18 protein-coding genes and 2 pseudogenes are annotated in these 21,665 nt (G+C 64.4%); 10 read left to right on the forward strand and 10 right to left on the reverse strand.

Going from position 1 to position 21,665, the window contains the following annotated elements:
• The 7 genes and pseudogenes from ACILRN_RS05745 to ACILRN_RS05775 form a co-directional block, all read right to left on the reverse strand.
• A pseudogene (locus ACILRN_RS05745) lies at positions 1–304 on the reverse strand (ABC transporter permease); the annotation flags it as partial.
• Positions 294–1,814, reverse strand: coding sequence for an ABC transporter ATP-binding protein (locus tag ACILRN_RS05750; RefSeq protein WP_395686400.1), 1,521 nt, complete (start codon positions 1,812–1,814; stop codon positions 294–296). The pseudogene ACILRN_RS05745 and the gene ACILRN_RS05750, both read right to left, overlap by 11 nt.
• Positions 1,811–3,136: an amidase family protein gene (locus tag ACILRN_RS05755; RefSeq protein WP_395686402.1), complete on the reverse strand. Its 1,326-nt coding sequence runs from the start codon at positions 3,134–3,136 to the stop codon at positions 1,811–1,813. The genes ACILRN_RS05750 and ACILRN_RS05755 overlap by 4 nt, the downstream gene beginning before the upstream one ends.
• A 7-nt stretch (positions 3,137–3,143) precedes the next feature.
• Positions 3,144–4,127: a BMP family protein gene (locus ACILRN_RS05760; protein WP_395686403.1), complete on the reverse strand. Its 984-nt coding sequence runs from the start codon at positions 4,125–4,127 to the stop codon at positions 3,144–3,146.
• 25 nt (positions 4,128–4,152) lie between these two features.
• Positions 4,153–5,445 carry an amidohydrolase family protein gene (locus ACILRN_RS05765; RefSeq protein ID WP_395686405.1) on the reverse strand — a complete coding sequence of 431 codons (1,293 nt, stop codon included), beginning with the start codon at positions 5,443–5,445 and terminating at the stop codon, positions 4,153–4,155.
• Between the two features lie 111 nt (positions 5,446–5,556).
• Complete coding sequence (locus tag ACILRN_RS05770; protein WP_395686407.1) at positions 5,557–6,714, reverse strand: mandelate racemase/muconate lactonizing enzyme family protein; 1,158 nt, start codon at positions 6,712–6,714, stop codon at positions 5,557–5,559.
• Between the two features lie 30 nt (positions 6,715–6,744).
• A complete protein-coding gene (locus tag ACILRN_RS05775; protein ID WP_395686409.1) occupies positions 6,745–7,605 on the reverse strand; it encodes a LysR family transcriptional regulator in 861 nt (286 codons plus the stop codon).
• Between the two features lie 91 nt (positions 7,606–7,696).
• Here ACILRN_RS05775 and ACILRN_RS05780 point away from each other — a divergent pair, with 91 nt between their 5' ends.
• From ACILRN_RS05780 to ACILRN_RS05825, 10 genes are all read left to right on the forward strand, one after another.
• A complete protein-coding gene (locus ACILRN_RS05780; RefSeq protein WP_395686411.1) occupies positions 7,697–8,641 on the forward strand; it encodes an NAD(P)-dependent oxidoreductase in 945 nt (314 codons plus the stop codon).
• Between the two features lie 124 nt (positions 8,642–8,765).
• Positions 8,766–10,406: an ABC transporter substrate-binding protein gene (locus tag ACILRN_RS05785; RefSeq protein WP_395686413.1), complete on the forward strand. Its 1,641-nt coding sequence runs from the start codon at positions 8,766–8,768 to the stop codon at positions 10,404–10,406.
• 106 nt (positions 10,407–10,512) lie between these two features.
• Positions 10,513–10,764 (forward strand): hypothetical protein, encoded by a 252-nt coding sequence (locus ACILRN_RS05790; protein ID WP_395686415.1) that lies wholly within the window; start codon positions 10,513–10,515, stop codon positions 10,762–10,764.
• A gap of 54 nt (positions 10,765–10,818) precedes the next feature.
• Positions 10,819–11,856: an ABC transporter permease gene (locus ACILRN_RS05795; protein ID WP_395686417.1), complete on the forward strand. Its 1,038-nt coding sequence runs from the start codon at positions 10,819–10,821 to the stop codon at positions 11,854–11,856.
• A gap of 8 nt (positions 11,857–11,864) precedes the next feature.
• A complete protein-coding gene (locus tag ACILRN_RS05800) occupies positions 11,865–13,016 on the forward strand; it encodes an ABC transporter permease (protein WP_395686419.1) in 1,152 nt (383 codons plus the stop codon).
• 5 nt (positions 13,017–13,021) lie between these two features.
• Positions 13,022–15,097 (forward strand): dipeptide ABC transporter ATP-binding protein, encoded by a 2,076-nt coding sequence (locus tag ACILRN_RS05805; RefSeq protein WP_395686421.1) that lies wholly within the window; start codon positions 13,022–13,024, stop codon positions 15,095–15,097.
• A complete protein-coding gene (locus ACILRN_RS05810) occupies positions 15,094–16,113 on the forward strand; it encodes an Ldh family oxidoreductase (protein ID WP_395686422.1) in 1,020 nt (339 codons plus the stop codon). Before ACILRN_RS05805 ends, ACILRN_RS05810 begins: the two co-directional genes overlap by 4 nt.
• 6 nt (positions 16,114–16,119) lie before the next feature.
• The gene (locus ACILRN_RS05815; RefSeq protein WP_395686424.1) at positions 16,120–17,637 is read left to right on the forward strand and encodes a trimethylamine methyltransferase family protein; all 1,518 of its coding nucleotides are present in this window, start codon (positions 16,120–16,122) and stop codon (positions 17,635–17,637) included.
• 9 nt (positions 17,638–17,646) lie between these two features.
• The gene (locus ACILRN_RS05820) at positions 17,647–19,614 is read left to right on the forward strand and encodes an FAD-dependent oxidoreductase (RefSeq protein ID WP_395686426.1); all 1,968 of its coding nucleotides are present in this window, start codon (positions 17,647–17,649) and stop codon (positions 19,612–19,614) included.
• Between the two features lie 13 nt (positions 19,615–19,627).
• Entirely contained in the window at positions 19,628–20,080 is a 453-nt protein-coding gene (locus ACILRN_RS05825) for an RbsD/FucU family protein (RefSeq protein ID WP_395686427.1), read from the forward strand.
• Positions 20,081–20,167: 87 nt separating this feature from the next.
• Here ACILRN_RS05825 and ACILRN_RS05830 read toward each other — a convergent pair whose 3' ends face one another.
• The 3 genes and pseudogenes from ACILRN_RS05830 to ACILRN_RS05840 form a co-directional block, all read right to left on the reverse strand.
• Positions 20,168–20,428 carry a hypothetical protein gene (locus tag ACILRN_RS05830; protein ID WP_395686431.1) on the reverse strand — a complete coding sequence of 87 codons (261 nt, stop codon included), beginning with the start codon at positions 20,426–20,428 and terminating at the stop codon, positions 20,168–20,170.
• Positions 20,416–21,324, reverse strand: a complete 909-nt coding sequence (locus tag ACILRN_RS05835; protein ID WP_395686429.1) for a ribokinase — start codon at positions 21,322–21,324, stop codon at positions 20,416–20,418. Before ACILRN_RS05835 ends, ACILRN_RS05830 begins: the two co-directional genes overlap by 13 nt.
• A pseudogene (locus ACILRN_RS05840) lies at positions 21,321–21,665 on the reverse strand (hypothetical protein); the annotation flags it as partial. The gene ACILRN_RS05835 and the pseudogene ACILRN_RS05840, both read right to left, overlap by 4 nt.

Consider the following 21,665-nt stretch of genomic DNA (forward strand, 5'->3'; position numbering starts at 1 on the left):
GCCCTGCAGTCACCAGCGCACCCACATAGAACTGGCCCTCGCCGCCGATGTTCCAGACCCGCGCCCGGAAGGCGACTGCCGCGGCAAGACCGGTGAAGATGAGGGGGATCGCGCGTGTCAGCGTCTCGGTGATCGACAACCGCGAGCCAAGCGCTCCCTTCAGCATTTCGCTGTAGGCCGTGACCGGGCTCACGCCCGCAGCCAGGATCAGGCCCGCGCACAGCAGGAGTGCGACCACAATCGCCGCAAACGGCGCGGCGATCAGCATGGGCAGGGAGACATCGGCGCGGCGTTCAAACTGCATGGCTGTCCTCCCAGACACCGGCCATCATCAGGCCGAGGGTGCGGGCGTCTGCCGTTCCGGCAGTCACCGGGTGCGACAGCCGGCCCTTGACGATCGCCTGAATGCGGTCTGACAGGGCCACGGCCTCGTCGAGATCTTCCGAAATGAGAAGGATCGCCGCCCCTGTGGATCGCGCCGCGAGAAGCTCTGCGTGCACTGCGGCGATGGCCCCCTCGTCGAGGCCCCGCGTCGGCTGGTTGGCGATGACGAAACGCGGCGCGTTGGCCAGGTTCCGCCCCAGGATCAGTTTCTGCATGTTGCCGCCCGATAGCTGGCGCGTGCGTGTCGTGGGTGTGGCGCCGCGAATGTCGAAGCGGCTGATCAGCTCTGCTGCAAATCTCCGCGCCGCGCCGCGGCGGATGAAACCCCAGCGTGAGAAGGCTGGTGAATCGAGTCGTTCCAGCACCGCGTTTTCCCACACGGCGAGTTCGCCAATCGCGCCCTCCGCGTGGCGGTCTTCGGGAATGCGGCCAACGCCGCGCCGGATCAGTCCGCGCGGTGCAAGCCGCGTGATGTCCTCGCCATTGAAGCTGAGCCGCCCGGCGCTGGCATGGCGGACGCCGGAAAGCAGCCGGCCGAGGGCGGCCTGACCATTGCCCGAGACCCCCACGATGCCAAGGATCTCGCCTTCGCGCACTTCGAAGTCGACGCAATCGAGCCCGCTGCCATGTGCCTCGCTCACGCTGAGGGCCTGCGCCACCATGACTGGCCTGCCGCTGGCGTGCGGCTCGCGGATTGGCCGCTTCACGCTGCGGCCAACCATCAGTTCGGCAAGCTCGGCCGCGGTGGTGTTGCGGGTACTGCGCTCGGCAGCCATCCGTCCGCCGCGCAGCACCACCACACGGTCGGATGCTGCCATCACCTCATGCAGCTTGTGGCTGATGAAGATGATGGAAAGTCCGTTGGCCGTCATGCCCTGAAGCGTCTTGTACAGTTGCTCTGCTTCCGGGCGTGCCAGCACGGCGGTTGGCTCGTCCAGGATGAGAATGCGCGAGTCGCGATAGAGCGCCTTGAGGATCTCGACACGCTGGCGTTCGCCGACCGAGAGGTCGCCCACCCGTGCCGCGGGTTCGACAGGCAGTCCGAATGTCTGTGAAAGACGCCGGATCTTTGCGTCCGCCTCGCGGCGATGGCTGTCGATCCGGAGCATGGGTTCCGAGCCGATGATGATGTTCTCTAGGACACTCAGGTTCCCCGCCAGCGTGAAATGCTGGTGCACCATGCCCACCCCGGCGGCAATGGCAGCGCGCGGTTGCCCGGGTGGCAGTGGCTTGCCATCGACGCGCACCTCGCCCGCATCCGCAGTGTAATGTCCGAAGATGATGTTCATCAGCGTGGTCTTGCCTGCACCGTTTTCCCCGAGCAGGGCCAGGATCTCGCCGCGCTTCAGGGAAAAGCTGATGTCGTCATTTGCAACGAGCGCGCCGAAACGCTTGCTGATGCCGGAAAGCTCCAGGACCGTGCTGCTCATGGATGGCCTGCGATCGGGAACGGAAAGCTGGGGTCCGGCAGGGCTTCCACCAGCTGCGCTGCAAGCTCGAGCAGCGCAAGGTCGGTGCCGCAGCGGCTCATGAGCTGAATGCCGACTGGCACCCTCCTGTCATCCATGCCGTGCGGTATGGCCAGCGCGGCAGCGCCTGCGACATTTGCCAGCGCTGCATTGGGTGCGATCGCCTGCATCTGCGCGAGGTGGGCATCAATCGATGTTGCATTGAAGTCAAACACGCCGACTGGCGGCGGCCCATCTGCCAGCACTGGCGACAGGATCACGTCGAAGGCCTCGAATGCGTGCCACAGCTCGGACGTGATGACGGCCATCTCGCGGCTGGCGGCAAACAGTGTGGCTGCCGTCATGCTGCGGCCATGGGCGGCGACGGCAGCCGCGAATGGCGGGATGTCCGGGTCTGGAAGCGCGAGGCCGTCCAGCCATTCCGCGAGCGAGGCCGCCAGAATGATGCCCGCCACGTGCATTGCACGCGTGCCAAGTTCGTCCGGCGCAGGACGGGTCTCAACGCTGCACCCAAGCCGCTGAAGCACAAGCGCTGCCGCGCTGGCTGCGTGCGCCTGCGGTCCGCGGCAGCGCTCCGGGATCGTGAGGGCGATGCGAACCGGTGATGCAAGGCCTGCGGCCGGGCCGCCTGAGTTCGTGCTGAGAAATGCCTGCCGGATGTCGCGCAGTGAGCGGGCCAGCACCAGTTCGCCTGCCAGGCCCATCAGGTGATTGCCGAAATGGGGGCCGCCTGGAATGGCATCGCGCGAAGGTTTCAGGCCGAACAGTCCGCAGCATGCCGCCGGCACGCGGATCGATCCGGCCGCGTCGGTGGCATGGGCAATCGCAACGATGCCCGCGGCCACCGCTGCTGCAGCGCCCCCTGAAGAGCCGCCGGGCGAAAGCGCCGGATCATGCGGGTTGCGGGCCGGATCGGAGGTCAGCGCAAGTCCGAAGGGCGGAACTGTGGTGAGGCCGAACTGCACCAGTCCGGACTCGAAAAAACGCGAGAACAACTCGCTGTCAGGGCCTCCCGACCGGGCTTTGCTCCGCAGCGCGGCCACGCCGGCAGCTGGCGGGAAGGCCCCCGAACCGGAGCCCAGATCCTTTCCGAGAAACGGCACCCCTGCGAACGGCCCGTGGTGGGTCCGCCGCGCATCCGCCATGGCGCGTTCTGGATCGACGAGCACGGTCGCGCCCAGCCCGCCTCTGTCAACTGCTGCCTGCAGGGCGGCAGCCATCACCTCCGGCGCGGTGGTCCGGCCGGAGGTGATGCTGGCAGCGAGCGAGAGCGCGTCCTTCACGCCTCGGTCAGCCGGGTTCCTTTTCGTCGATCGGCACCTGGAAGGAGCCGGCAGCAATCGCCGCCCGCTTGGCTTCCATCGCCGGAACCGCGTCAGCGGGCACTTCGTTTGCCACGAAGATGATGTCGTTGCCGCCATACTTCATGAAGGAATATTCGGTGTAGTCGCGACCCACCGGCTTGCCGGCTGCAACGTCGGCGACGATGGCGTCGACCGTTGGCCGGAAGTTCCAGATGGCGTTGGCGAACACCGTACCGGGATAGCGTGGCGAATAGTCGATGAGAGAGCCAATTGCCTTGGCGCCCCGTTCCTTCGCGCCATCGGCGGTGCCGATGCGCTCGCCGAACAGGATGTCGGCGCCGGCATCGATCTGGGCCACCGCGGCTTCCTTGGCCTTGGCAGGGTCGAACCATGCGCCGATGAAGCCGATCAGGAACTTGGCATCCGGATTGACTTCCTTCACGCCCATGCGGAAGGCATTGATCAGCAGGTTGACTTCCGGAATCGGATAGCCGCCGACCGAACCGAACACGTTGCTCTTCGACATCTTGCCGGCCAGCATGCCGGCAAGATAGGCCGCTTCATGGTTGCGGGTGCCGAACACGCCGAAGTTATCGCCCGAGGGACCGCCCGAGGATCCCATCAGGAAGGCGGTCTGCGGATAGTCTGCGGCAACGGCCCGCGCCTCGTTCTCCACGGCGTAGCTCTCGCCCCAGATCAGCTGCGAGCCGCTCTCGGCGTATTCGCGCATGGCGCGCGGATAGTCGGTGGCGGAAACACCCTCCGAGAATTTGTATTCGATGAGGCCGTCGGCCGCAGCGGACTGCATGGCCGCGTGAATGCGGGAATTCCAGGCATTCTCGACCGGCGAGGCGTGGATGGCGGCAACCTTGATCGGGCCGGCGGCAAGTGCAGTCCGGGCGAAGGCTGGCAGCGCGAGGCTGGCGGCTGCTCCGGCCAGAAGTTGACGGCGTGAAGTCACGATCGGCATTTTTCTTTCCTTTCCTGGGTTGATGTCAGTCTTCCGCAGCGGGAGCGTAGGCTGCGGGGTCGACACTGGCGGGTCTGCCCTCCAGTGATAGCGTTGCACGGCGGGCTGGTGTTTCCGCCAGCACCTTGCCGTTGCGGATCACTGCCAGCCGGGTTGCCTTCAGCCGCACGGCCTCGATGGGGTCGCGCGCCTGCAGGATCACCATGCTGGCCGGTCCGCCCTTGCGGAGGGTCGGATCGGGAAGGCCCATGGCCCTCGCGCCGTTTTGCGTCACGGAATCGAAGGCCCAGGCCATCGCCTCGCGTGAGGTCATGGGCACGGCATGCACCCCCATATGCGCAACCTCCAGCATGTCGGCTGAGCCCAGCGAGTACCATGGGTCCATGGTGCAGTCCTGGCCGAAGGCCACATTCACGCCTGCCGCGCGCAGCTCCGCCACGCGGGTGAGGCCGCGGCGGCGGGGGTAGGTGTCGGAGCGGCCCTGCAGCGTGATGTTGATCAGCGGATTGGGAATGACGTGGATGCCCGACTCGGCGATCAGCGGAATCAGCTTTGAGGCATAGTAATTGTCGACTGAATGCATCGAGGTGCAGTGCGAGCCAACCGCACGCTCGCGCAATCCGCAGCGGATGGCCTCCGCCGCCAGCGTCTCGACGTGGCGCGACATCGGATCGTCGCTTTCATCGCAGTGCAGGTCGATGGGAAGCCCGCGGTCCGCCGCGATCTCGCACAGCCGGCGCACCGAGCGCGCGCCATCTTCCATGGTGCGCTCGAAATGCGGAATACCGCCCACCACGTCAAGCCCAAGGTCAAGGGCGCGCAGCAGGTTGGCCTCGGCGTCGGGGCTGCGGTAGAGCCCGTCCTGCGGGAAGGCAACCAGTTGCAGGTCGATGTACGGCGCCACCCGCTTTCGCACTTCGATCAGGGCGTGGGTCGCCGTCAGCCGGTCGTCACAGACATCGACATGGGACCGGATCGCAAGCAGCCCCTGGGCCACCGCCAGGTCGCAATAGCGCAGGGCCCGTTCCATGACGGCTTCAACCGTGAGCAGCGGCTTCAGTTCGCCCCACAGGGCAATGCCTTCAAGCAGGGTACCGGACCGGTTGAGCCGTGGCAGGCCCAGGCTCAGCGTGGCGTCCATGTGGAAGTGGGGGTCGACGAAAGGCGGTGAGACGAGGCAGCCACCTGCATCGAGCACCCGCCGGGCTGCGGCGTCAATGACAGGGGCGATGTCGGCGATGCGGCCATCCTTGACGGCGATGTCCACAGGCTGACGGCTGCCCACCAGTCTTCCGGACTTCACCAGCAAGTCGAGCATGCGCGCCTCCTCGTCCCAGTCTTTGGCGGGACGTCGAACCGGGAGGACAGTAACAGCCTGTACCGTTTGGTCAAAAAAGAATCTGTGGGTTTTCCGCAGCCGGTCCGGGCCTCATGGCAGGGCGCTTTTCAGGTAGAGTGCCGCATAGGCGCTGGGCGCCCATTTCTCGAGTGAACTCTCCCGGTAGCTGGCCGTCTCGAGCCAGGCGGGGTTGACCTCAACCCCCCAGCCCGGTGTGTCGACAACCTCAACGCAGCCATCTCTCACCGCATAGGGCTCGCCCACGAACAGGCCGCGCTGCCACGGATAGTAGTCGTCGCCCTCGATCGACAGTTCGAGATATTTTCCGGCATTTGGAATGGCCGCCAGCAGATGCATGGTGCACATCGTCACCAGCGAGAGATTGGCCGCATGCGGGGTGCAGGGCATGCCCGCCGCCTGTGCAAGCTTCGCCACCTCGAGGGTGCGGCACATGCCACCCATGTACATCACGTCAGGCTGCACGATGTCGACGGCATGGATCGCGATCATGCGTTTCCATGTCGCCATGTCCCAGTCCTGCTCGCCGCCCGCCACGTCGACGGTCAGCGCATCGCTCACGGCTTTCGTCGCCTCGAGTTCCCAATAGGGCACGGGTTCCTCGAAATGGCCAATTCCATTGTCCTCCAGCATGCGTCCTACGGCGATTGCGCGCTCCACCGAGAAACCGGAATTGGCATCGACCAGCTTGTCGATGCCATCGCCCAAAGCCTTCGCTACGAAGGGGATGATCGCCTCGGTGCGGCCCGGCCATTCGTCGACGTCCTCGCCGCATTCCGCGCCAACACGCCACTTGGCTGCGGTGAAGCCCTGTTCGGCGCACAGCCGCTTGAGGCGCTCGGCCTCCTGTTCCGGGGTGATGTCCCGCTTCATCGAACTGGCATAGGCGCGGACCGGCCCCGTCCTGCCGCCCAGCAGTGCGGCCACTGGTTTGCCCTGCCGCTTGCCGGCCAGGTCCCACAGCGCGGTGTCGAGGCCGGCCAGCGCGCGGCAGCGGTAGCTTCCGGGAAACTTGTGTTCGCGGCGTTCGATCAGGCGCACCAGGCCTGCAATATCGTCGCTGTCGGCACCGAGCGCCCAGGGCGCCACCTGGCGGTGAAAGACCTGTACGGTAATGTCAGCGTTGTAAGTCGAGATCTGGCCCCAGCCGGTGGCCCCGTCCTCCGCTGTCACCCGCACGAAGCCGACGAATTCATTGTGGAAGGTCTCGAGTCGGGTGATGCGCGGCATGATGTGTCCGTTGCTGGAAAGGTGGTGATGTCAGGCTCGGAGCGGAACGACGTTCGTGCCGGCCATGCTGGCCAGTTCGTCGAGCAGCAGCTTTGCCATCTGCGACCCGGGCCTGCCGATCAGAGACACCGGCACGCGGGGCAACTGGGGCAGGTCGGCGCTGGCCTCGATTTCGCACAGCCCCTCCGGGGAGGTTCCTGCTGCCATCGAGGTCACTGCCAGGCCAGACCGCACCGCTGCCAGAATGCCGGCATGGGTTCGGCTCTGCACCTGCACGTGCCACGGCTTGCGGGCCCGTTCGAGCCCGGCGATCATGGCTTTTCGGAAAACACAGCCTTCCGGATAGGCGGCGAGTGGCACTGCGGCTCCCGGGACGGGCGGGCATGCGGCGGAAAAAACCCAGCGCAGGGGTAGTTCCGTCTCGAACAGGCTGTCGGCGGGCCGCGCCGCGAGTGTCACTAGCGCAAGGTCGAGTTGCTGGTGCTGCCAGGCCGCCGCCAGATTTGCGCTCAGGTCACACACGATCTCGATGTCGTAACCATTGTCCGGGCCCAGCCTCGCAAGTGCGCGTGGCAGGATGCCCAGTGCATAGTCGTCCGGCACCCCAAGGCGTAGTTTTTCCCGGGACTTCTGGCTACGGGTGGCGGAGATCATCTCGTCATACGCGGCAAGCACGCCCACGGCGCGGGCATAGAGCTCCGCTGCCTTCGTGGTCGGCTCCAGCCGGTGATGACGCCGCTGGAACAGGGTTTCGCAGAGTTCGGTCTCGATCAGCTTCAGGCGCATGCTCATCGCCGCCTGGGTGCAGTGCATCCGGTCCGCCGCCCGCGACAGCGTGCCCTCTTCGTAGATCGCGGCAAAGCTCCGCAGCAGGCGCAGTTCAAGATCCATGGCCTTAAGCTTAGCTTATGCCGCCCATAACGACAATTTGCTTGTGGCAGCGATTACGTGCCTGCAGCATCCGTCGCTCTGGAGGCAACCCATGATCGTCGGATTTATCGGGCTTGGAACGATGGGCGCGAATGCCGCCCGCAATGTGCGCCGCGCGGGCTTCGACATTGTTGTTTATGACATCCGCCCGCAGGCCGTTGCCGCCCAGCTTGAGCCGGGTGTCACTGCTGGTGCAAGCCCCGCCGACGTGCTGACCCGCGCCGATGTCACCGTCACCATGGTGTTCGGGCCGAAAGAGGTGGAGCAGGTGGTGCGCGGGCCGGACGGTTTTCTGTCGGCAGGTTGCGCGGGAAAGTACTGGATCGACATGACCACCTCGAGCCCGAAACTGATGCGCGCTCTTGCAGCCGAGTTCGGAGCCAGGGGCGGCCATGCCGTCGATGCCCCGGTGACGGGCTCCGTCGATGCGGCGATCCGCGGCGACATGCCGATGTTCGTGGGCGGCGAAGACGCCGATATCGAGCACGTGCGCCCGGTGATTGAGGCGATGGGCCAGCTGCGCAAGGTGGGGCGCTATGGCAATGGCTATGTCGCCAAGCTCGTCAACAACCAGCTCTGGAAGATCCATGCCGCCGCCATCGGCGAGGCGATGGTCACCGCGAGACTGGCCGGCCTCGACCCGCTCACCTGGTGGAACGTGATGAAGGGCGGGGCCGCCGACAGCTTCGTCATGAGCCATGACGTGCCGTCGATCTTCGCCGGCCATTATGACCCGTCCTTTCCCATCGCGCTCTGCCTCAAGGATTTGTTGCTGATCAAGGAGTTGATGGACGAAACCGGTACCCGCAACGAGCTCACCGCCGCCACCCACGCGCGGTTCCGGGAGGCCGGTGAACGTTACGGGCCCGGGGCAGGCGAAATGACCGTCTGCAAGCTGATCGAGGACGATGCCGGGATCGACCTGAGGGTTGCCGGTGACTGGGTGAAGCCGTGGGAAGTCCAGCATCCTCTCGCAACTGCGAAGACGGAGGGGTGAAAACCGTTCACGCAGTCGGCCCTTGCCATGACTGCGTAACGGTAGAAGAATGGCGAGCGAGGCAGACCAATCGAACCAACAAGGCCCGAGCCAACGGGTGCAGCAAAAAACCAGGAGGTTGAAAATGAAGTTTTTCAAGAAGAACGGAAATCCGATGCCGGCGGTGTTTGACTCGCTTGCGCAGGAAACCAGGGCCGGCCGCTTCAGTCGCCGTGAATTCCTGGCCATGGCATCGGCCTTCGGCGCGTCGGCGGCCACCGCCTACGGCATGATCGGTCTCAGCTATACCCCGGCCCGCGCCGAAGAGGGCAAGAAGGGCGGCACGCTCAAGATGCAGATGATCATCAAGGAGATGAAGGATCCGCGCATCTGGGACTGGTCGGAAATGGCCAATGTCTCGCGCCAGTGCAATGAATACCTCGTGCGCTACAACCGCGACGGCACCTTCACCGGCCAGCTGGTCGAAAGCTGGGACGTCAACGACGATGCCACCGAATACACCCTCAACCTGCGCAAGGGCGTGAAGTGGTCGAACGGTGATGATTTCACCGCCGATGACGTCGTATTCAATCTCAACCGCTGGTGCGACAAGGCGGTGGAAGGCAACTCGATGGCCGGCCGCCTCGGCTCGCTCATCGACGCCAAGACCAACAAGGCGGCCGAAGGTGCCATCACCAAGGTCGATGACCACACGGTGAAGCTCAAGACGACGGCTTCCGACATCACCATTATCCCGGGCTTCTGCGATTATCCGGGCATCATCGTGCACCGGGATTTCGACAAGAACCCGGACATGCTGAAGACACCGGGCACCGGCCCTTACGAGATCACCGACTATCAGGTGGGCTCACGCGCCGCGGTGAAGCGTCGCGAGAACTTCACGTGGTGGGGTGGCGAGGCTTATCTCGACGCCATCGAATTCATCGATTACGGCGAGCAGCAGAACGCCATGGTGGCGGCATTCGAAGCTGGTGAGATCGACGCCAACTACCAGACGACCGGTGAAACCGTGACCTTGCTTGACGGCATGGACCTGGAGAAGTCGGAAGCGGTCACGGCCTCGACCATCGTCATCCGGACCAATGTCGGCAACAAGCCATATGACGACCAGCGGGTGCGCAACGCGCTTCAGCTCGCCTGCGACAACAACGTGATCCTGCAGCTGGGCTACAATAATGCCGGCACGACGGGCGAGAACCACCATGTCTGCCCGATCCATCCGGAATACTACGAGCTGCCGAAGATCGGTCGCGATGTTGCCAAGGCCAAGGCCCTGATGGCCGAGGCCGGCCAGAGCGATACGGAGCTGGAGCTCATTTCCTATGAGCAGGAATATGTGAAGAACCCGGCCGACGTCATCGCCGAGCAGTGCCGCGAGGCTGGCATCAAGGTGAAGCGCACGGTCATTCCGGGCTCCACCTTCTGGAACGACTGGACGAAATATCCGTGGTCGACCACCGAGTGGAACATGCGGCCCCTGGGCGTGCAGGTTCTGGCGCTGGCTTATCGCTCCGGCGAAGCCTGGAACGAAAGTGCCTTCTCCAACCCTGATTTTGACGCAAAGCTGACCGCCGCCCTCGCCGTGGCGGATGCCGGCAAGCGCAAGGAAATGATGAAGGACATCCAGCAGATCCTGCAGGACTCCGGCGTCATCATCCAGCCGTTCTGGCGGTCGCTCTATCGCCACAAGAAGGCCTATGTGAAGAACTTCGAGATGCATCCCACATTCGAACTTCACATGGAAAAGGTCTGGCTCGACAAATAGTCGTCCCGGCAACCAAAGAAGGCTCCTTGCAACACATCACGATGCCCGGACTTGCTCCGGGCATCTTTTTTTCGTGGCTAGGCGGGGTCCCTCACAGCAGCTCATCATGCCCGGACTCGATCCGGGCATCCTCTTTCTTCCCGGCAAAGAAGGCCCCCGGGTCAAGCCCGGGGGTGATGAAATCTCGGACCTCATCATGCCCGGACTCGATCCGGGCATCCTCGTCGTTGTCGCAAATGGCGATCCTCAGCAAAGATGCTGCGGCAAGATCACGAACTGCCTGAAGGAAAACGGTCGGAAACCCCTACGATTGAAGATAAAAACGGTCTATTGTCGCCGTTCTGGGTCCGGGGAGTGACAATGACCGCAGGAGCAGCGTGGTGAAGCGGCGTTCAAGTGTCGGAGCAGTCCGATGCTGAAATTTCTGGCGCGGCGGCTTGGCATCATGGCGCTCACCATGTTCTGCCTGACGCTGGTCGTCTTCTATTTCGTCAACCTCGAGCCCAATCTGAAGCGGCTCGCCATCTTCCAGACCCAGCAGCGCGCCACCGACCAGGACCTCGAGAACTGGCTCACCCGCAACGGCTACCGCGACAATTTCTTCGTGCGCTACGGCCGCTGGATCGGCGTGGTCAAGCAGCATCCGGTCGTCGATCCCGAGACCGGCGCCACCGTGGCCCGGTTCCGCTTCTGCGACGAGCCCACCGAGCCGGCCTACAACGGCATCCTGCAAGGCAATTTCGGCTGCTCCACTGCGTTCAAGACCAAGGTGGAGAACCGCCTGCCGCAAGCCGTCAAGGCCACCGGCCTCCTGATGTTCTGGGTGATGCTCACCATGGTGCCGGCCGCACTCCTGATCGGCATATTGGCCGGCATGCGCGAAGGTTCGCGGCTCGACCGCTACCTCTCGGTGCTGTCGATCACCTCGACCGCCACGCCCGAATATGTCTCGGGCATCATCTTCTCGGTGGTTTTTGCCACCTGGCTGAAATGGCTGAACGGCTCGGCCGCGACCGCCACATCGGACGGCATCACCTTCTATAACTTCACCCTGCCGGTGATGACGCTGGCCATCTATGGCGTTGGCTACATCGCCCGCATGACCCGCGCTTCGATGACCGAGGTCATGTCCTCGCAATATATCCGCACCGCGAGGCTCAAGGGCTTGAGCTTTTCGCAGGTGGTGGTGCGGCACGCCTTGCGCAACGCGCTGATCGCGCCCTTCACGGTCATCATGCTGCAGTTCCCGTGGCTGCTCTCGGGCGTGGTGGTGGTGGAGGCGATCTTCCGCTACCAGGGCTTCGGTTTCCTCCTCGTGTCGGCGGCCTCCAACAATGACATCGACCTGTTGCTGGCCTGCGGTCTTGTCTCGGTGGCGGTGGTGCTGATCACCCAGCTCATCTCCGACATCGGCTATGCGTGGCTCAACCCGCGCATCCGGATGAGTTGAGCGGCGCCATGGAAAACGTCGGCATTACGGGCATCGTGATTGGTCTCATCGCCAGGTTCTGGCCGGTGTGGCTGGCGCTCGCCGTGATGCTGGGGCTGTCCTTCGCATACCGCCGGAAGCTCGGCCTCTATGGCCATGTCATCGGCACTGGCGTGGGGCTGGCCGGGGTCGTGATCTGCGCCTTCTGGGTGTTCACCGCGCTGTTTGCCGGCATCGTGGCGCCCTTCGGCCCGCTCGACCAGATCGTGGTGATGAAGCATGCCGTGCCCGGCACCATGGAGCCTGAGTCAGGCATTCCCTTTTATCTGGGCGGCGACAAGCTGGCGCGCGATGTGTTCAGCCGCATGGTCTACGGCAGCCGCATCGTGCTGGCCATCGCGCCCGCCGCCACTGCCATCTCGCTGGTGGTGGGATCGCTTCTGGGCCTGCCCGCCGGTTTCTTCGGCGGCCGCATCGATGCGGTGCTTTCTTTCGTGGCCAATCTGGTGCTGGCCTTCCCGGTCATCCTCCTGTTCTACCTGCTGGTGACACCCGGCATCATGGAGACGCCGGTTCCTTACGTCATGGCGGGCTTCTTCTTCATCTTCCCCATCCTGTTCTTCTGCATGCTGTTCCTGGCGGGCTATGGCAAGCAGCCCGCCCGGCTAATGGTGCTGCTGGCGCTGACGCTGATCATCGGCGGCTACATCTATGTGGGTCTGGTCTTCGACGCCGATCCGTTCGGTTTCGTCCACATTGAGCCCAATGAGCTCAACATCTTCATAGCGGTGGCCTTCGCCTCGAGCCCCGGCGTGTTCCGCATCGTGCGTGGCCTGACCATGGACATCAAGACGCGCGAATACATCGCCGCCGCGCTGACCCGCGGCGAGCGGCCCTGGTACATCATGCTGTGGGAAATTCTCCCCAATGCGCGCGGGCCGCTCATCGTCGATACCTGCCTGCGCATCGGCTACACCACGATCCTGCTTGGCACGCTCGGATTCTTCGGCCTCGGCATGTCGTCCGAAAGCCCGGACTGGGGCACCGCCATCAAGGACGGCAGCCAGTTCCTCAGGCTCTATGCCTGGCCAGCGCTGGTGCCCGCCATCGCGCTGATGTCCTTCGTGCTGGGGCTCAACCTGCTCGCCGATGCGCTGCGCGAGCAATCCTTGAGGGATTGAGGCAGATGAGCGAACCCATTCTCGAAATCAGCAACCTCCACATCTCCTTCTTCACCAAGCTGGGTGAAATCCCGGCGGTGATGGACTTCTCCATGAAGGTGATGCCCGGCGAATGCATGGGGCTGGTAGGCGAGTCGGGCTGCGGCAAGTCCACCGTGGCGCTCGCCATCATGCGCGACCTGCCTGGCATTGGCCGCATCACCAGGGGCACGATCAACTTCCGCGGCCGCGACATGGCGGAACTGAGCCCCGCCGAATTGCGCGCCGTGCGGGGCTCCAAGATCGCCATGGTCTATCAGGAGCCGATGGCGAGCCTGAACCCGGCCATGAAGATCGAGCGCCAGCTCATGGAAGTGCCGATGATCCATGAGAAGCTCTCCAAGGAAGAGGCCCGCGCCCGCGCCCTCGACATGGTGAAGGCGGTGAAGCTCCCTGACCCTGAGCGCATCATGGCCGCCTATCCACACCAGCTCTCCGGCGGCCAGCAGCAGCGCATCGTCATCGCCATGGCGCTGTTGTCGAAACCGGCGCTTTTGTTGCTCGATGAGCCCACCACCGCGCTGGACGTCACCGTCGAGGCGGGCATTGTCGATCTCGTCAAGGATCTCGGCCAGCGCTTCGGCACTTCGATGATTTTCGTCTCGCATAATCTGGGCCTCATCCGCGAAACCTGTGATCGTATCACGGTGATGTATTCCGGCGAGGCGGTGGAGACCGGCAACATCGCCGATGTGTTCAGCCACATGCGCCACCCTTATACGCAGGGCCTGTTCCGGTCGATTGCACTGCCGGGTACCGACAAGAACCTCGCGCCCCTGACCGCAATTCCGGGGCAGTTGCCGTTGCCGCATGAGCGTCCACCGGGCTGCAATTTCGGTCCGCGCTGCGCCCATTTCGAAAAAGACCGCTGCGACGCGGGCGACATTGCCATGGTGGCGGTGTCCGGCGATGCGCGGCATGAAAGCCGCTGCCTGAGAATTGCGGAGATCGATTGGAACGCCCCGCCCGTACGCCATGCCACGCATGCCGCCACGCCGCCCGGCGCGCCGGTACTCGAAATCGACCATCTCCAGAAGCACTATCAGGTGGCCGCCAACGAAATCTTCGGCCGCGGCGAGCGCCGCACCGTGAAGGCCAATGAAGACATCAGCTTCACCGCGCGCGCCGCCGAGACGGTGGCCATCGTCGGCGAGTCGGGCTGTGGCAAGTCGACCCTCGCCAAGGTGCTGCTGGGGCTCGAGACCGCCACCGGCGGCAAGGTGAAGCTCGGCGGCGAGGAAATCCAGTCGACCGAGATCGGCGCGCGGCCCACCGCCACCGTGGCGTCGATCCAGATGGTGTTCCAGAACCCGTTCGATACGCTGAACCCGTCGCATACGGTGGGTTCGCAGATCATGCGCACGCTGGAGAAATTCGGCATCGGCAAGACCATCGCCGAACGCCGCCAGCGCATGCTGGAGCTTCTCGACCTCGTCAAGCTGCCGCGCGCCTTCGAATACCGCATGCCGCGCCAGCTGTCCGGCGGCCAGAAGCAGCGCATCGGCGTCGCCCGCGCCTTCGCGGGCCGTCCCAAGGCGGTGATCGCCGATGAGCCGATGTCGGCGCTGGATGTATCCGTGCAGGCCGCCGTCACCGAGCTTCTGATGGATATCCAGCGCGAGTCGAAGACCACGCTCGTCTTCATCAGCCACGATCTTTCGGTGGTGCGCTATCTCTCGGACCGCGTGGTGGTGATGTATCTGGGCTATGTGGTGGAGCACGGCACCACGGATCAGATCTTCGAGCCGCCCTATCACCCCTATACCGAGGCGCTGCTGTCGGCCATTCCCATCGCCGATACCCGCTTCAGCAAGCGCCGGGTGGTGCTGGAAGGCGATATCCCGTCGGCCACCAATCCGCCCTCCGGCTGCCCATTTCAGACGCGCTGCCCGCGGAAGCACCAGGTGCCGGGTACACTGTGCGAAACGGCGCTTCCGCCGTTGCGTGACATCGGCCAAGGCCATCTGATCCGCTGTCATCTGGGGGAGGATGTGCTGCGCTCCATGGGTCCGGTCATCGTCAAGGTGGAGGCCGCGGAATGAACAATCCGAAAGAGGAGATCAGGCTTTCCCCGCGCACCGCGCGCAAGCTGATCAATGAGGCGCTGATCGGCGCCGGCACCTCGCCCGCCAACGCCGCCTACTTCACCGAGGCAATCCTCGATACCGAGCTTTCGGGCCTCGAAGGCCACGGCTTCTACTGGCTGCAGTATTATTGCGAGCATGTGAAGAGCGGCAAGGTCAACGGCAAGGCAAAGCCGAAGATCAGGAAACTCTCGCCTGTGGCCTTCCGGGTGGACGCCAACCGCGGCTTTGCGCATCCGGCGATCGAGGCGGGCTTTGCGAAGCTCATTCCCGCCGCCCGTAAGAACGGCATCGCCGCCATGGCGGTGCATGATTCCTACAATTCCGCGACGCTCGGCTTCCATACCGGCTATCTGGCGCGGCGCGGCCTCGTTGCCTTCGGCTTCACCAATTCCGCGCCGGTCATCGCGCCGGTGGGTGGCTCAACGCCGGTCATCGGCACCAATCCTCTCTCCTTCGCGGTGCCGGGAAAGCGCAAGGGCAGCATTGCCCTGCTCGTCGACCAGTCGTCCTCGGCGGTGGCCTGGACGGCTGTGAAGCGCGCCGCAGACGAAGGCCGCGCCATTCCGCTGGGCTGGGCGCTCGACGTGCAGGGCAGGCCCACCACCGATCCCGCTCTGGGCCTTGCTGGCTCCATGGCGCCGTCAGGCGGCTACAAGGGCTTCGGCCAGGGACTAATCGTCGAAGTCATGTGCGCGGCGGTGGCCGGTGCGCTGCGCGGGCCGCAGATGGGCTCGTTCATGGAGAATGACGGAAAGCCCATCGGCTGCGGCCAGTTCTTCATCGCCATCGCGCCGGAGACATTCTCGGGCGGCGCCTTCGCCGGCCAGGTGGCGGCACTCGCCAGGTCGATCACCGCTCAGAAAGGCGCCAGGCTGCCCAATGCCCGCCGTGAGGCAAACCAGAAGCGGCTGAAGCGGGAAGGCCTTCCGATTTCACAGGCGCTGTATGAGCGCCTGAAAAGCTTCACCTGAACGCGCATGCGCCCCGAACGCAGTCATCGCCGCCGCCGCGCCGCCGACATCGTGCAGATGCCATGGCGTCAGCTGATCAACCCGCTGGCCCCGGTGCGGCTGATTTCGGATGACGAGGTGGAAGCGATCCACGAGGCCGCGCTGAAACTCCTCGCCGATGTCGGCGTGCGCTGCGCTCTCAAGGAGGCGCGAGATCTGCTGGCCAATGCGGGAGCGCTGGTCGATGAAGACACGCAGCGCGTGCGGCTGGGCCGCGACATTGTCGAAGAAGCGCTGCGCACCATTCCCGCCGAAGTGACGCTCACCCCGCGCAACCCGGCCCATGCCGTGCGGATGGGCGGCAACCATCTCGCCACCGCCGCGGTACTCGGCCCTCCCAACTGCACGGATCTTAACCGCGGCCGCCGCACAGGCACACTGGCCGATCTCGCGGAGCTTCTGAGGCTCACGCAGTATTTCAATGTGGTGCAGATGAACGGCTGGCCGGTGGAGCCGCTCGACATCGAGGTGCGCTTCCGCCACCTTGACGCGGCCTTCGCCATGCTCACCCTCACCGACAAGGTGCCTTACGTGTTCTGCCAGAGCCGCCAGCGCATCGCCGATGTGCTCACGCTTTGCGCCATGGCGCGCGGTGAAACGCTGGAGCAGTTTGCCGAAAGCCCCGGCGTCTTCTCCATCATCAACACCAACACGCCCCTGCAGTATGATGTGCCGATGACGGTAGGCGTCATCGACATGGCGCGTTACGGCCAGCCGGTGCTGCTCACCCCCTTCGTCATGGCCGGTGCCTCCACGCCCGCCACCATCGCCGGCGCCATGGCGCTCAATTGCGCCGAGGTGCTGTTCGGCGTTGTGCTGTCGCAGCTGGTCAGGCCGGGCGCCCCGGTGCTCTATGGCTGTGCGGCGATGAATGTCGACATGAAGACGGGCGCTCCCGCCTATGGCCTTGCCGACATGCAGCGCTGCACCCTGATCGGCGGGCAGATGGCGCGGCGCTACAACATGCCCATGCGGTCATCCAATTTCAGCTCCTCCAACATTCCGGATTTCGCCAGCGGCTATGAATCCGCCAATGCCTGTTTCGCCGCGATGAACGCGGGCGCGCATCTTCTCATGCATGCCGCAGGCTGGGTGGAAGGCGGGCTGTGCACGTCCTATGAAAAATTCGTGCTCGACTGCGAAATTGTCCAGAGCCTGGCACAGGTGATGGAGCCTGTGCGCATCGACAGCGAGACACTCGCCATCGACGAGATCGCACAGGTCGGCCCCGGCGGCCACTTCTTTGGCACGTCGCGCACCATCTCCACGTTCGAAACCGCCTTCTACCGACCGCTCGTGTCCACCACACAGAACTACGGCGCATGGGCGGAAGGCGGCGGCAGGAGTGCCGCCGAACGCGCCACCGGCATCTGGCAGGAAGCGCTCAGCGCCTATGCCGAACCGCCGCTCGATCCCGCCATCCGCGAAGCCATGCAGGACTTCGTGGCGCGGCGGAAAGAGCAGGGCGGCGCACCCATCGACTGAGGATCAGCCATGTCAGACCAGTTCCCCGCCCTGTTCAAGCCGTTGCAGCTCCGCCACAAGACGCTGCGGAACCGCATCGTCTTCGGCTCGCACACCGCCAACATGTCGGACAAGGGCCTGCCGGGGGAGCGGCACCGCGGCTATTACGAGGAGCGCGCCCGTGGTGGCGCCGCCATGATCGTGGTGGAGCCGGTGCCGGTTCACCGCACCGCCGTCTTGACGCGTGGCAATTTCCTGCATTCCACCGACGAGATCATCCCGTATTTCCGCAAGATCACCGATGCGGTGCATGGTCATGGCGCGGTGATCTGCCACCAGCTCTATCATGTGGGCCAGCACGGAGACTTCGACAATTCCTATGAGCCCAACTGGTCGCCCTCGGGGCTTCCCTCCTTCCATGATTCAGATGGCAGCCACGCCATGACCGAGGCCGAGATCGAGGAGATCATCGAAAGCTTCGTCCAGGCGGCGCGCCGCGCCCGGGATGCAGGCTTCGACGGCATCGAGCTGTTTGCCGCCTACAATGCGATCATCGATCAGTTCTGGTTGCCCTTCAACAACCGCCGCGACGACAAATGGGGCGGCAGCTTCGAAAACCGCATGCGCTTCTCGCGCCTGATCATGGAGCGTATCCGCAAGATGGCGGGTGATGATTTCATCATTGGCCTGGCCGTCAACATGGACCCGTCGAGCCCTGTCTCGCAGACCATCGAACAGCTGCAGGAAATCATCGCCTGGCATGATGCCCGCCAGCTGATGGATTACGTCACCTGCGGCACCGGCAGCTATTTCAATTCCACCGGCATCATTCCCAATGTCTTCTATGCTGACAAGCTGGGCGCGCCCCATGCCGAGGCGCTGAAGCAGGTTGTGAAGCATGCGCGGGTTCAGTGCGAGGCGCATGTGCGCACGCCGGAGAATGCCAACTACGTGGTGGCCTCGGGCCAGGCCGACATGGTGTCGATCGTGCGCGGCCAGATCGCCGATCCGCATCTCGCCAACAAGGCGAAGGAGGGACGCCCGGAAGATATCCGGCCCTGCCTCTCCTGCAACCAGATGTGCTGGGGCCGCCGCTACCGTGATTACTGGATTTCCTGTCTCATCAACCCCAGCGCCGGCCGCGAATTCGAATGGGGCGGCGACCGCTTCACGCCCGCCGCAAAGCCGAAACATGTGCTGGTGATCGGCGGTGGGGTGGCGGGGCTGGAAGCCGCGCGGGTGGCGGCCGAGCGCGGCCACCGCGTGACGCTCGCCGAAGCCTCCGACAGGCTGGGCGGCCAGTTCCGCCTTGCGGGCCTTACGCCGCGCCGCCACCAGATCATCGATTTTCTCGACTGGTATGAGCGCCAGCTCTCGAAGCTGCAGGTGAAGGTCATGCTCAACTCCCCGCTCGATGAAGAGGAGGCGAAGGCCATCGGCGCCGATGAGGTGATCGTGGCGACGGGCTCAAGCCCCGATGGCAAGGGCTTCCAGCGCGCCATGCCCGAGCATGATGAGCTTCCAGGCCTCGCGCATGGCAACGTTTTTTCTGCGGAAGAGGTGATGGCCCGCAGCGCGAGGCCTGGCAAGCGGGTGGTCGTGCTGGATGAAACCGCCAACTGGAAGGGCGGCGGCACGGCGCTGACGCTCGCCGAGGCCGGGCATGAGGTGACACTGGTGACGGGCGCTGCCGCGGTGATGGCCGAGATGGCCCGCACCAATGTCGATATCCAGCTGCGCGCCCGGCTGCGCGAGCTTGGCGTGCGCATGCTCACCGAGACGATCCTGCGCGAGTGGCATGGTGATGGCGCCACAGTGCAGCCGTTCGGCGGCAAGCCGGAGCGCATCGCTGCTGACACGCTGGTGATCGCCGCCACCAATGTCTCCGAGCGCGGGCTGGGCGATGCGCTGGACGCACCGATGATCGGTGATGCCGTGGCGGCGCGCAATGCCGCCATGGCGATCTATGAGGGCCGCAAGCTGGCCCGCGCACTTTGAAGGAGACCCCGCGATGCTGAAGAACATTTCTGCCGCCTTGAGCCCCGATCTCCTCTGGTGCCTCGCCTCGATGGGCCATGGCGAGCGGCTGGTGCTGGTCGACCGCAATTTTCCGGCCCATGACGTGGCCCGCCACACCAGCACCGGCAGGCTCGTCGAGCTTCCGGGTCTCGACATCCCGCAGGCCACGCGCGCCATTCTCTCGGTCATGCCGCTCGATGATTTCATCCCGAGCCCGGTGAGCCGCATGCAGGTGGTGGGCGCGCCGCAAACGCTGTTGCCCATGCAGGCGGAGGTCCATGCCATCGCGCGCGAATGCGAAGGCCGTGACGTCGGCATGGAGGCGCTGGAACGTTTCGCCTTCTACGAGGCCGCAAAGAAAGGCTTCTGTGTGGTGCGGACTGCGGAGTTCCGTCCCTACGGCTGCTTTCTGTTCACCATGGGCGTGATCTTCGACCGGCGGTAGGACTTTTTTTCCGATGGCACATCACGCCATGGCTTGACCATGGCATCTTCTTTGTTGCCGCAAACAAGAATGAGCTCTGAGAGTTTATCATGCCATGGCTTGATCATGGCAACCTCTTCGTTGCTGACAAAGAAGAATGAGGTCTGAAAGTTCATGATGCCATGGCTTGACCATGGCATCCTCTTTGTTGCCGCCAAAGAAGAATGAGGTCTGAAAGTTCATCATGCCAGGGCTTGACCATGGCAACCTCTTCGTTGCCGCAAAGAAGAATGAGGTCTGAAAGTTCATCATGCCATGGCTTGACCATGGCTTCTTCTTCTTGGCTGTCACCAGGATCAGCCCGGCCAATCTCCGAGCATCGTCTCCACCGTCTTGCTGTCCAGTTCCGCGTGCCGCTCTTCCGGCGTCGAGACGAACAATCCCGCCGCCGCGCTGGCGAAGCGGCAGGCGGCCTCCAGTGCATCGCCCTTTGCAAGCCGCGCGGCCAGCGCGCCGCAGAAGCAGTCGCCCGCGCCGTGGCTTGACAGCAGTTTCACCGGCAGGGCCGGAACATCAAACCGCGCGCCGTCCCGCGCCATCGCCATCAGCCCGTCGCCGCCGCGCGTCAGCACCACATCGCGCGTGGGGGCATGCAGCGCACGCAGCGCCCGGGCCGGGTCGTCCTCGCCGGTCAGCATCCGCGCCTCGACGCGGTTCACCACCAGCACGTCGGTGAGGTCCAGCATCTCCCCTGCCATGCCGCGGGCGGGAGCGGCGTTGAAGATGATCCGCGCGCCTGCCGCCTTTGCAGCGCGGGCCGCTGCAAGGTTCACTGCCTCGGGCACTTCGTTCTGCAGGAGCAGCAGCTTCGCCTGCCACAGCCGCGCCCAGCCCGTGGTGATGGCCGCAGCGTCGATCGTCAGATTGGCGCCCGAGACTACCACTGCGCCATATTCCCCCGCAGCCTCGGTGATAGCCACGCTCATGCCGCTGCCCTGGCCAGGGTCCGATCCGACATGGGTGAGGTCGACGCCCGCCGCCACGAGGTTGGCGCGAAGCCTGTCGCCGAAGTCATCCGTGCCTGTCTGTCCGCCGAACAGCGTGTGGGCCCCGAAGCGGGCGGCGGCCACCGCCTGGTTGCCGCCCTTGCCGCCACATTTCGTGTGCCAGGCGGAGCCGATCAGGGTCTCGTCGCGGGCGGGCAGGCGCGGCGCCGCGACTACAATGTCGAGATGCAAACTTCCGACGACTGCAACCTCAATCATGGGTCGCCATAGAGCGCTGCCTGGATGATGCGCTGGCTGCCCACGGCATCCTGATTGGCAATGAAACGCAACAAATCTGCATCATTTCGCAACCTTTTTACAACATTCAGCATGCCTTCCACTGCATTGATGTTGGCGCTGCATTCGGCAACCGGATCGAGGCCCACGGCATCCGGAAAGGTGTCGAAATAGATGGCGTTCCGGTAGCCCAGTTTTTCAAGCACATAGAGCAGTTCGATGGTCTGGATGACATGCACGCTGCCGGCCACCAGCCCGTCATCGCGCTTGCCGTAGCCGTCGTTGAGATGAACCCCCAGAAGCCTGCTGCGGCGGCTGATCAG

Origin of the sequence: Aestuariivirga sp., assembly GCF_044238155.1 — a bacterium.
Classification (GTDB): domain Bacteria; phylum Pseudomonadota; class Alphaproteobacteria; order Rhizobiales; family Aestuariivirgaceae; genus Aestuariivirga.

What these genes read in the sequence shown, in the direction of transcription:
- ACILRN_RS05765 (WP_395686405.1), bottom strand. Translation starts at nt 5,445, where the DNA reads ATGCTCGACTTGCTGGTGAAGTCCGGAAGACTGGTGGGCAGCCGTCAG.
- ACILRN_RS05810 (WP_395686422.1), top strand. Translation starts at nt 15,094, where the DNA reads ATGAACAATCCGAAAGAGGAGATCAGGCTTTCCCCGCGCACCGCGCGC.
- ACILRN_RS05825 (WP_395686427.1), top strand. Translation starts at nt 19,628, where the DNA reads ATGCTGAAGAACATTTCTGCCGCCTTGAGCCCCGATCTCCTCTGGTGC.
- ACILRN_RS05790 (WP_395686415.1), top strand. Translation starts at nt 10,513, where the DNA reads ATGCCCGGACTCGATCCGGGCATCCTCTTTCTTCCCGGCAAAGAAGGC.
- ACILRN_RS05805 (WP_395686421.1), top strand. Translation starts at nt 13,022, where the DNA reads ATGAGCGAACCCATTCTCGAAATCAGCAACCTCCACATCTCCTTCTTC.
- ACILRN_RS05835 (WP_395686429.1), bottom strand. Translation starts at nt 21,324, where the DNA reads ATGATTGAGGTTGCAGTCGTCGGAAGTTTGCATCTCGACATTGTAGTC.
- ACILRN_RS05780 (WP_395686411.1), top strand. Translation starts at nt 7,697, where the DNA reads ATGATCGTCGGATTTATCGGGCTTGGAACGATGGGCGCGAATGCCGCC.
- ACILRN_RS05800 (WP_395686419.1), top strand. Translation starts at nt 11,865, where the DNA reads ATGGAAAACGTCGGCATTACGGGCATCGTGATTGGTCTCATCGCCAGG.
- ACILRN_RS05760 (WP_395686403.1), bottom strand. Translation starts at nt 4,127, where the DNA reads ATGCCGATCGTGACTTCACGCCGTCAACTTCTGGCCGGAGCAGCCGCC.
- ACILRN_RS05750 (WP_395686400.1), bottom strand. Translation starts at nt 1,814, where the DNA reads ATGAGCAGCACGGTCCTGGAGCTTTCCGGCATCAGCAAGCGTTTCGGC.
- ACILRN_RS05775 (WP_395686409.1), bottom strand. Translation starts at nt 7,605, where the DNA reads ATGGATCTTGAACTGCGCCTGCTGCGGAGCTTTGCCGCGATCTACGAA.
- ACILRN_RS05815 (WP_395686424.1), top strand. Translation starts at nt 16,120, where the DNA reads ATGCGCCCCGAACGCAGTCATCGCCGCCGCCGCGCCGCCGACATCGTG.
- ACILRN_RS05785 (WP_395686413.1), top strand. Translation starts at nt 8,766, where the DNA reads ATGAAGTTTTTCAAGAAGAACGGAAATCCGATGCCGGCGGTGTTTGAC.
- ACILRN_RS05770 (WP_395686407.1), bottom strand. Translation starts at nt 6,714, where the DNA reads ATGCCGCGCATCACCCGACTCGAGACCTTCCACAATGAATTCGTCGGC.
- ACILRN_RS05820 (WP_395686426.1), top strand. Translation starts at nt 17,647, where the DNA reads ATGTCAGACCAGTTCCCCGCCCTGTTCAAGCCGTTGCAGCTCCGCCAC.
- ACILRN_RS05795 (WP_395686417.1), top strand. Translation starts at nt 10,819, where the DNA reads ATGCTGAAATTTCTGGCGCGGCGGCTTGGCATCATGGCGCTCACCATG.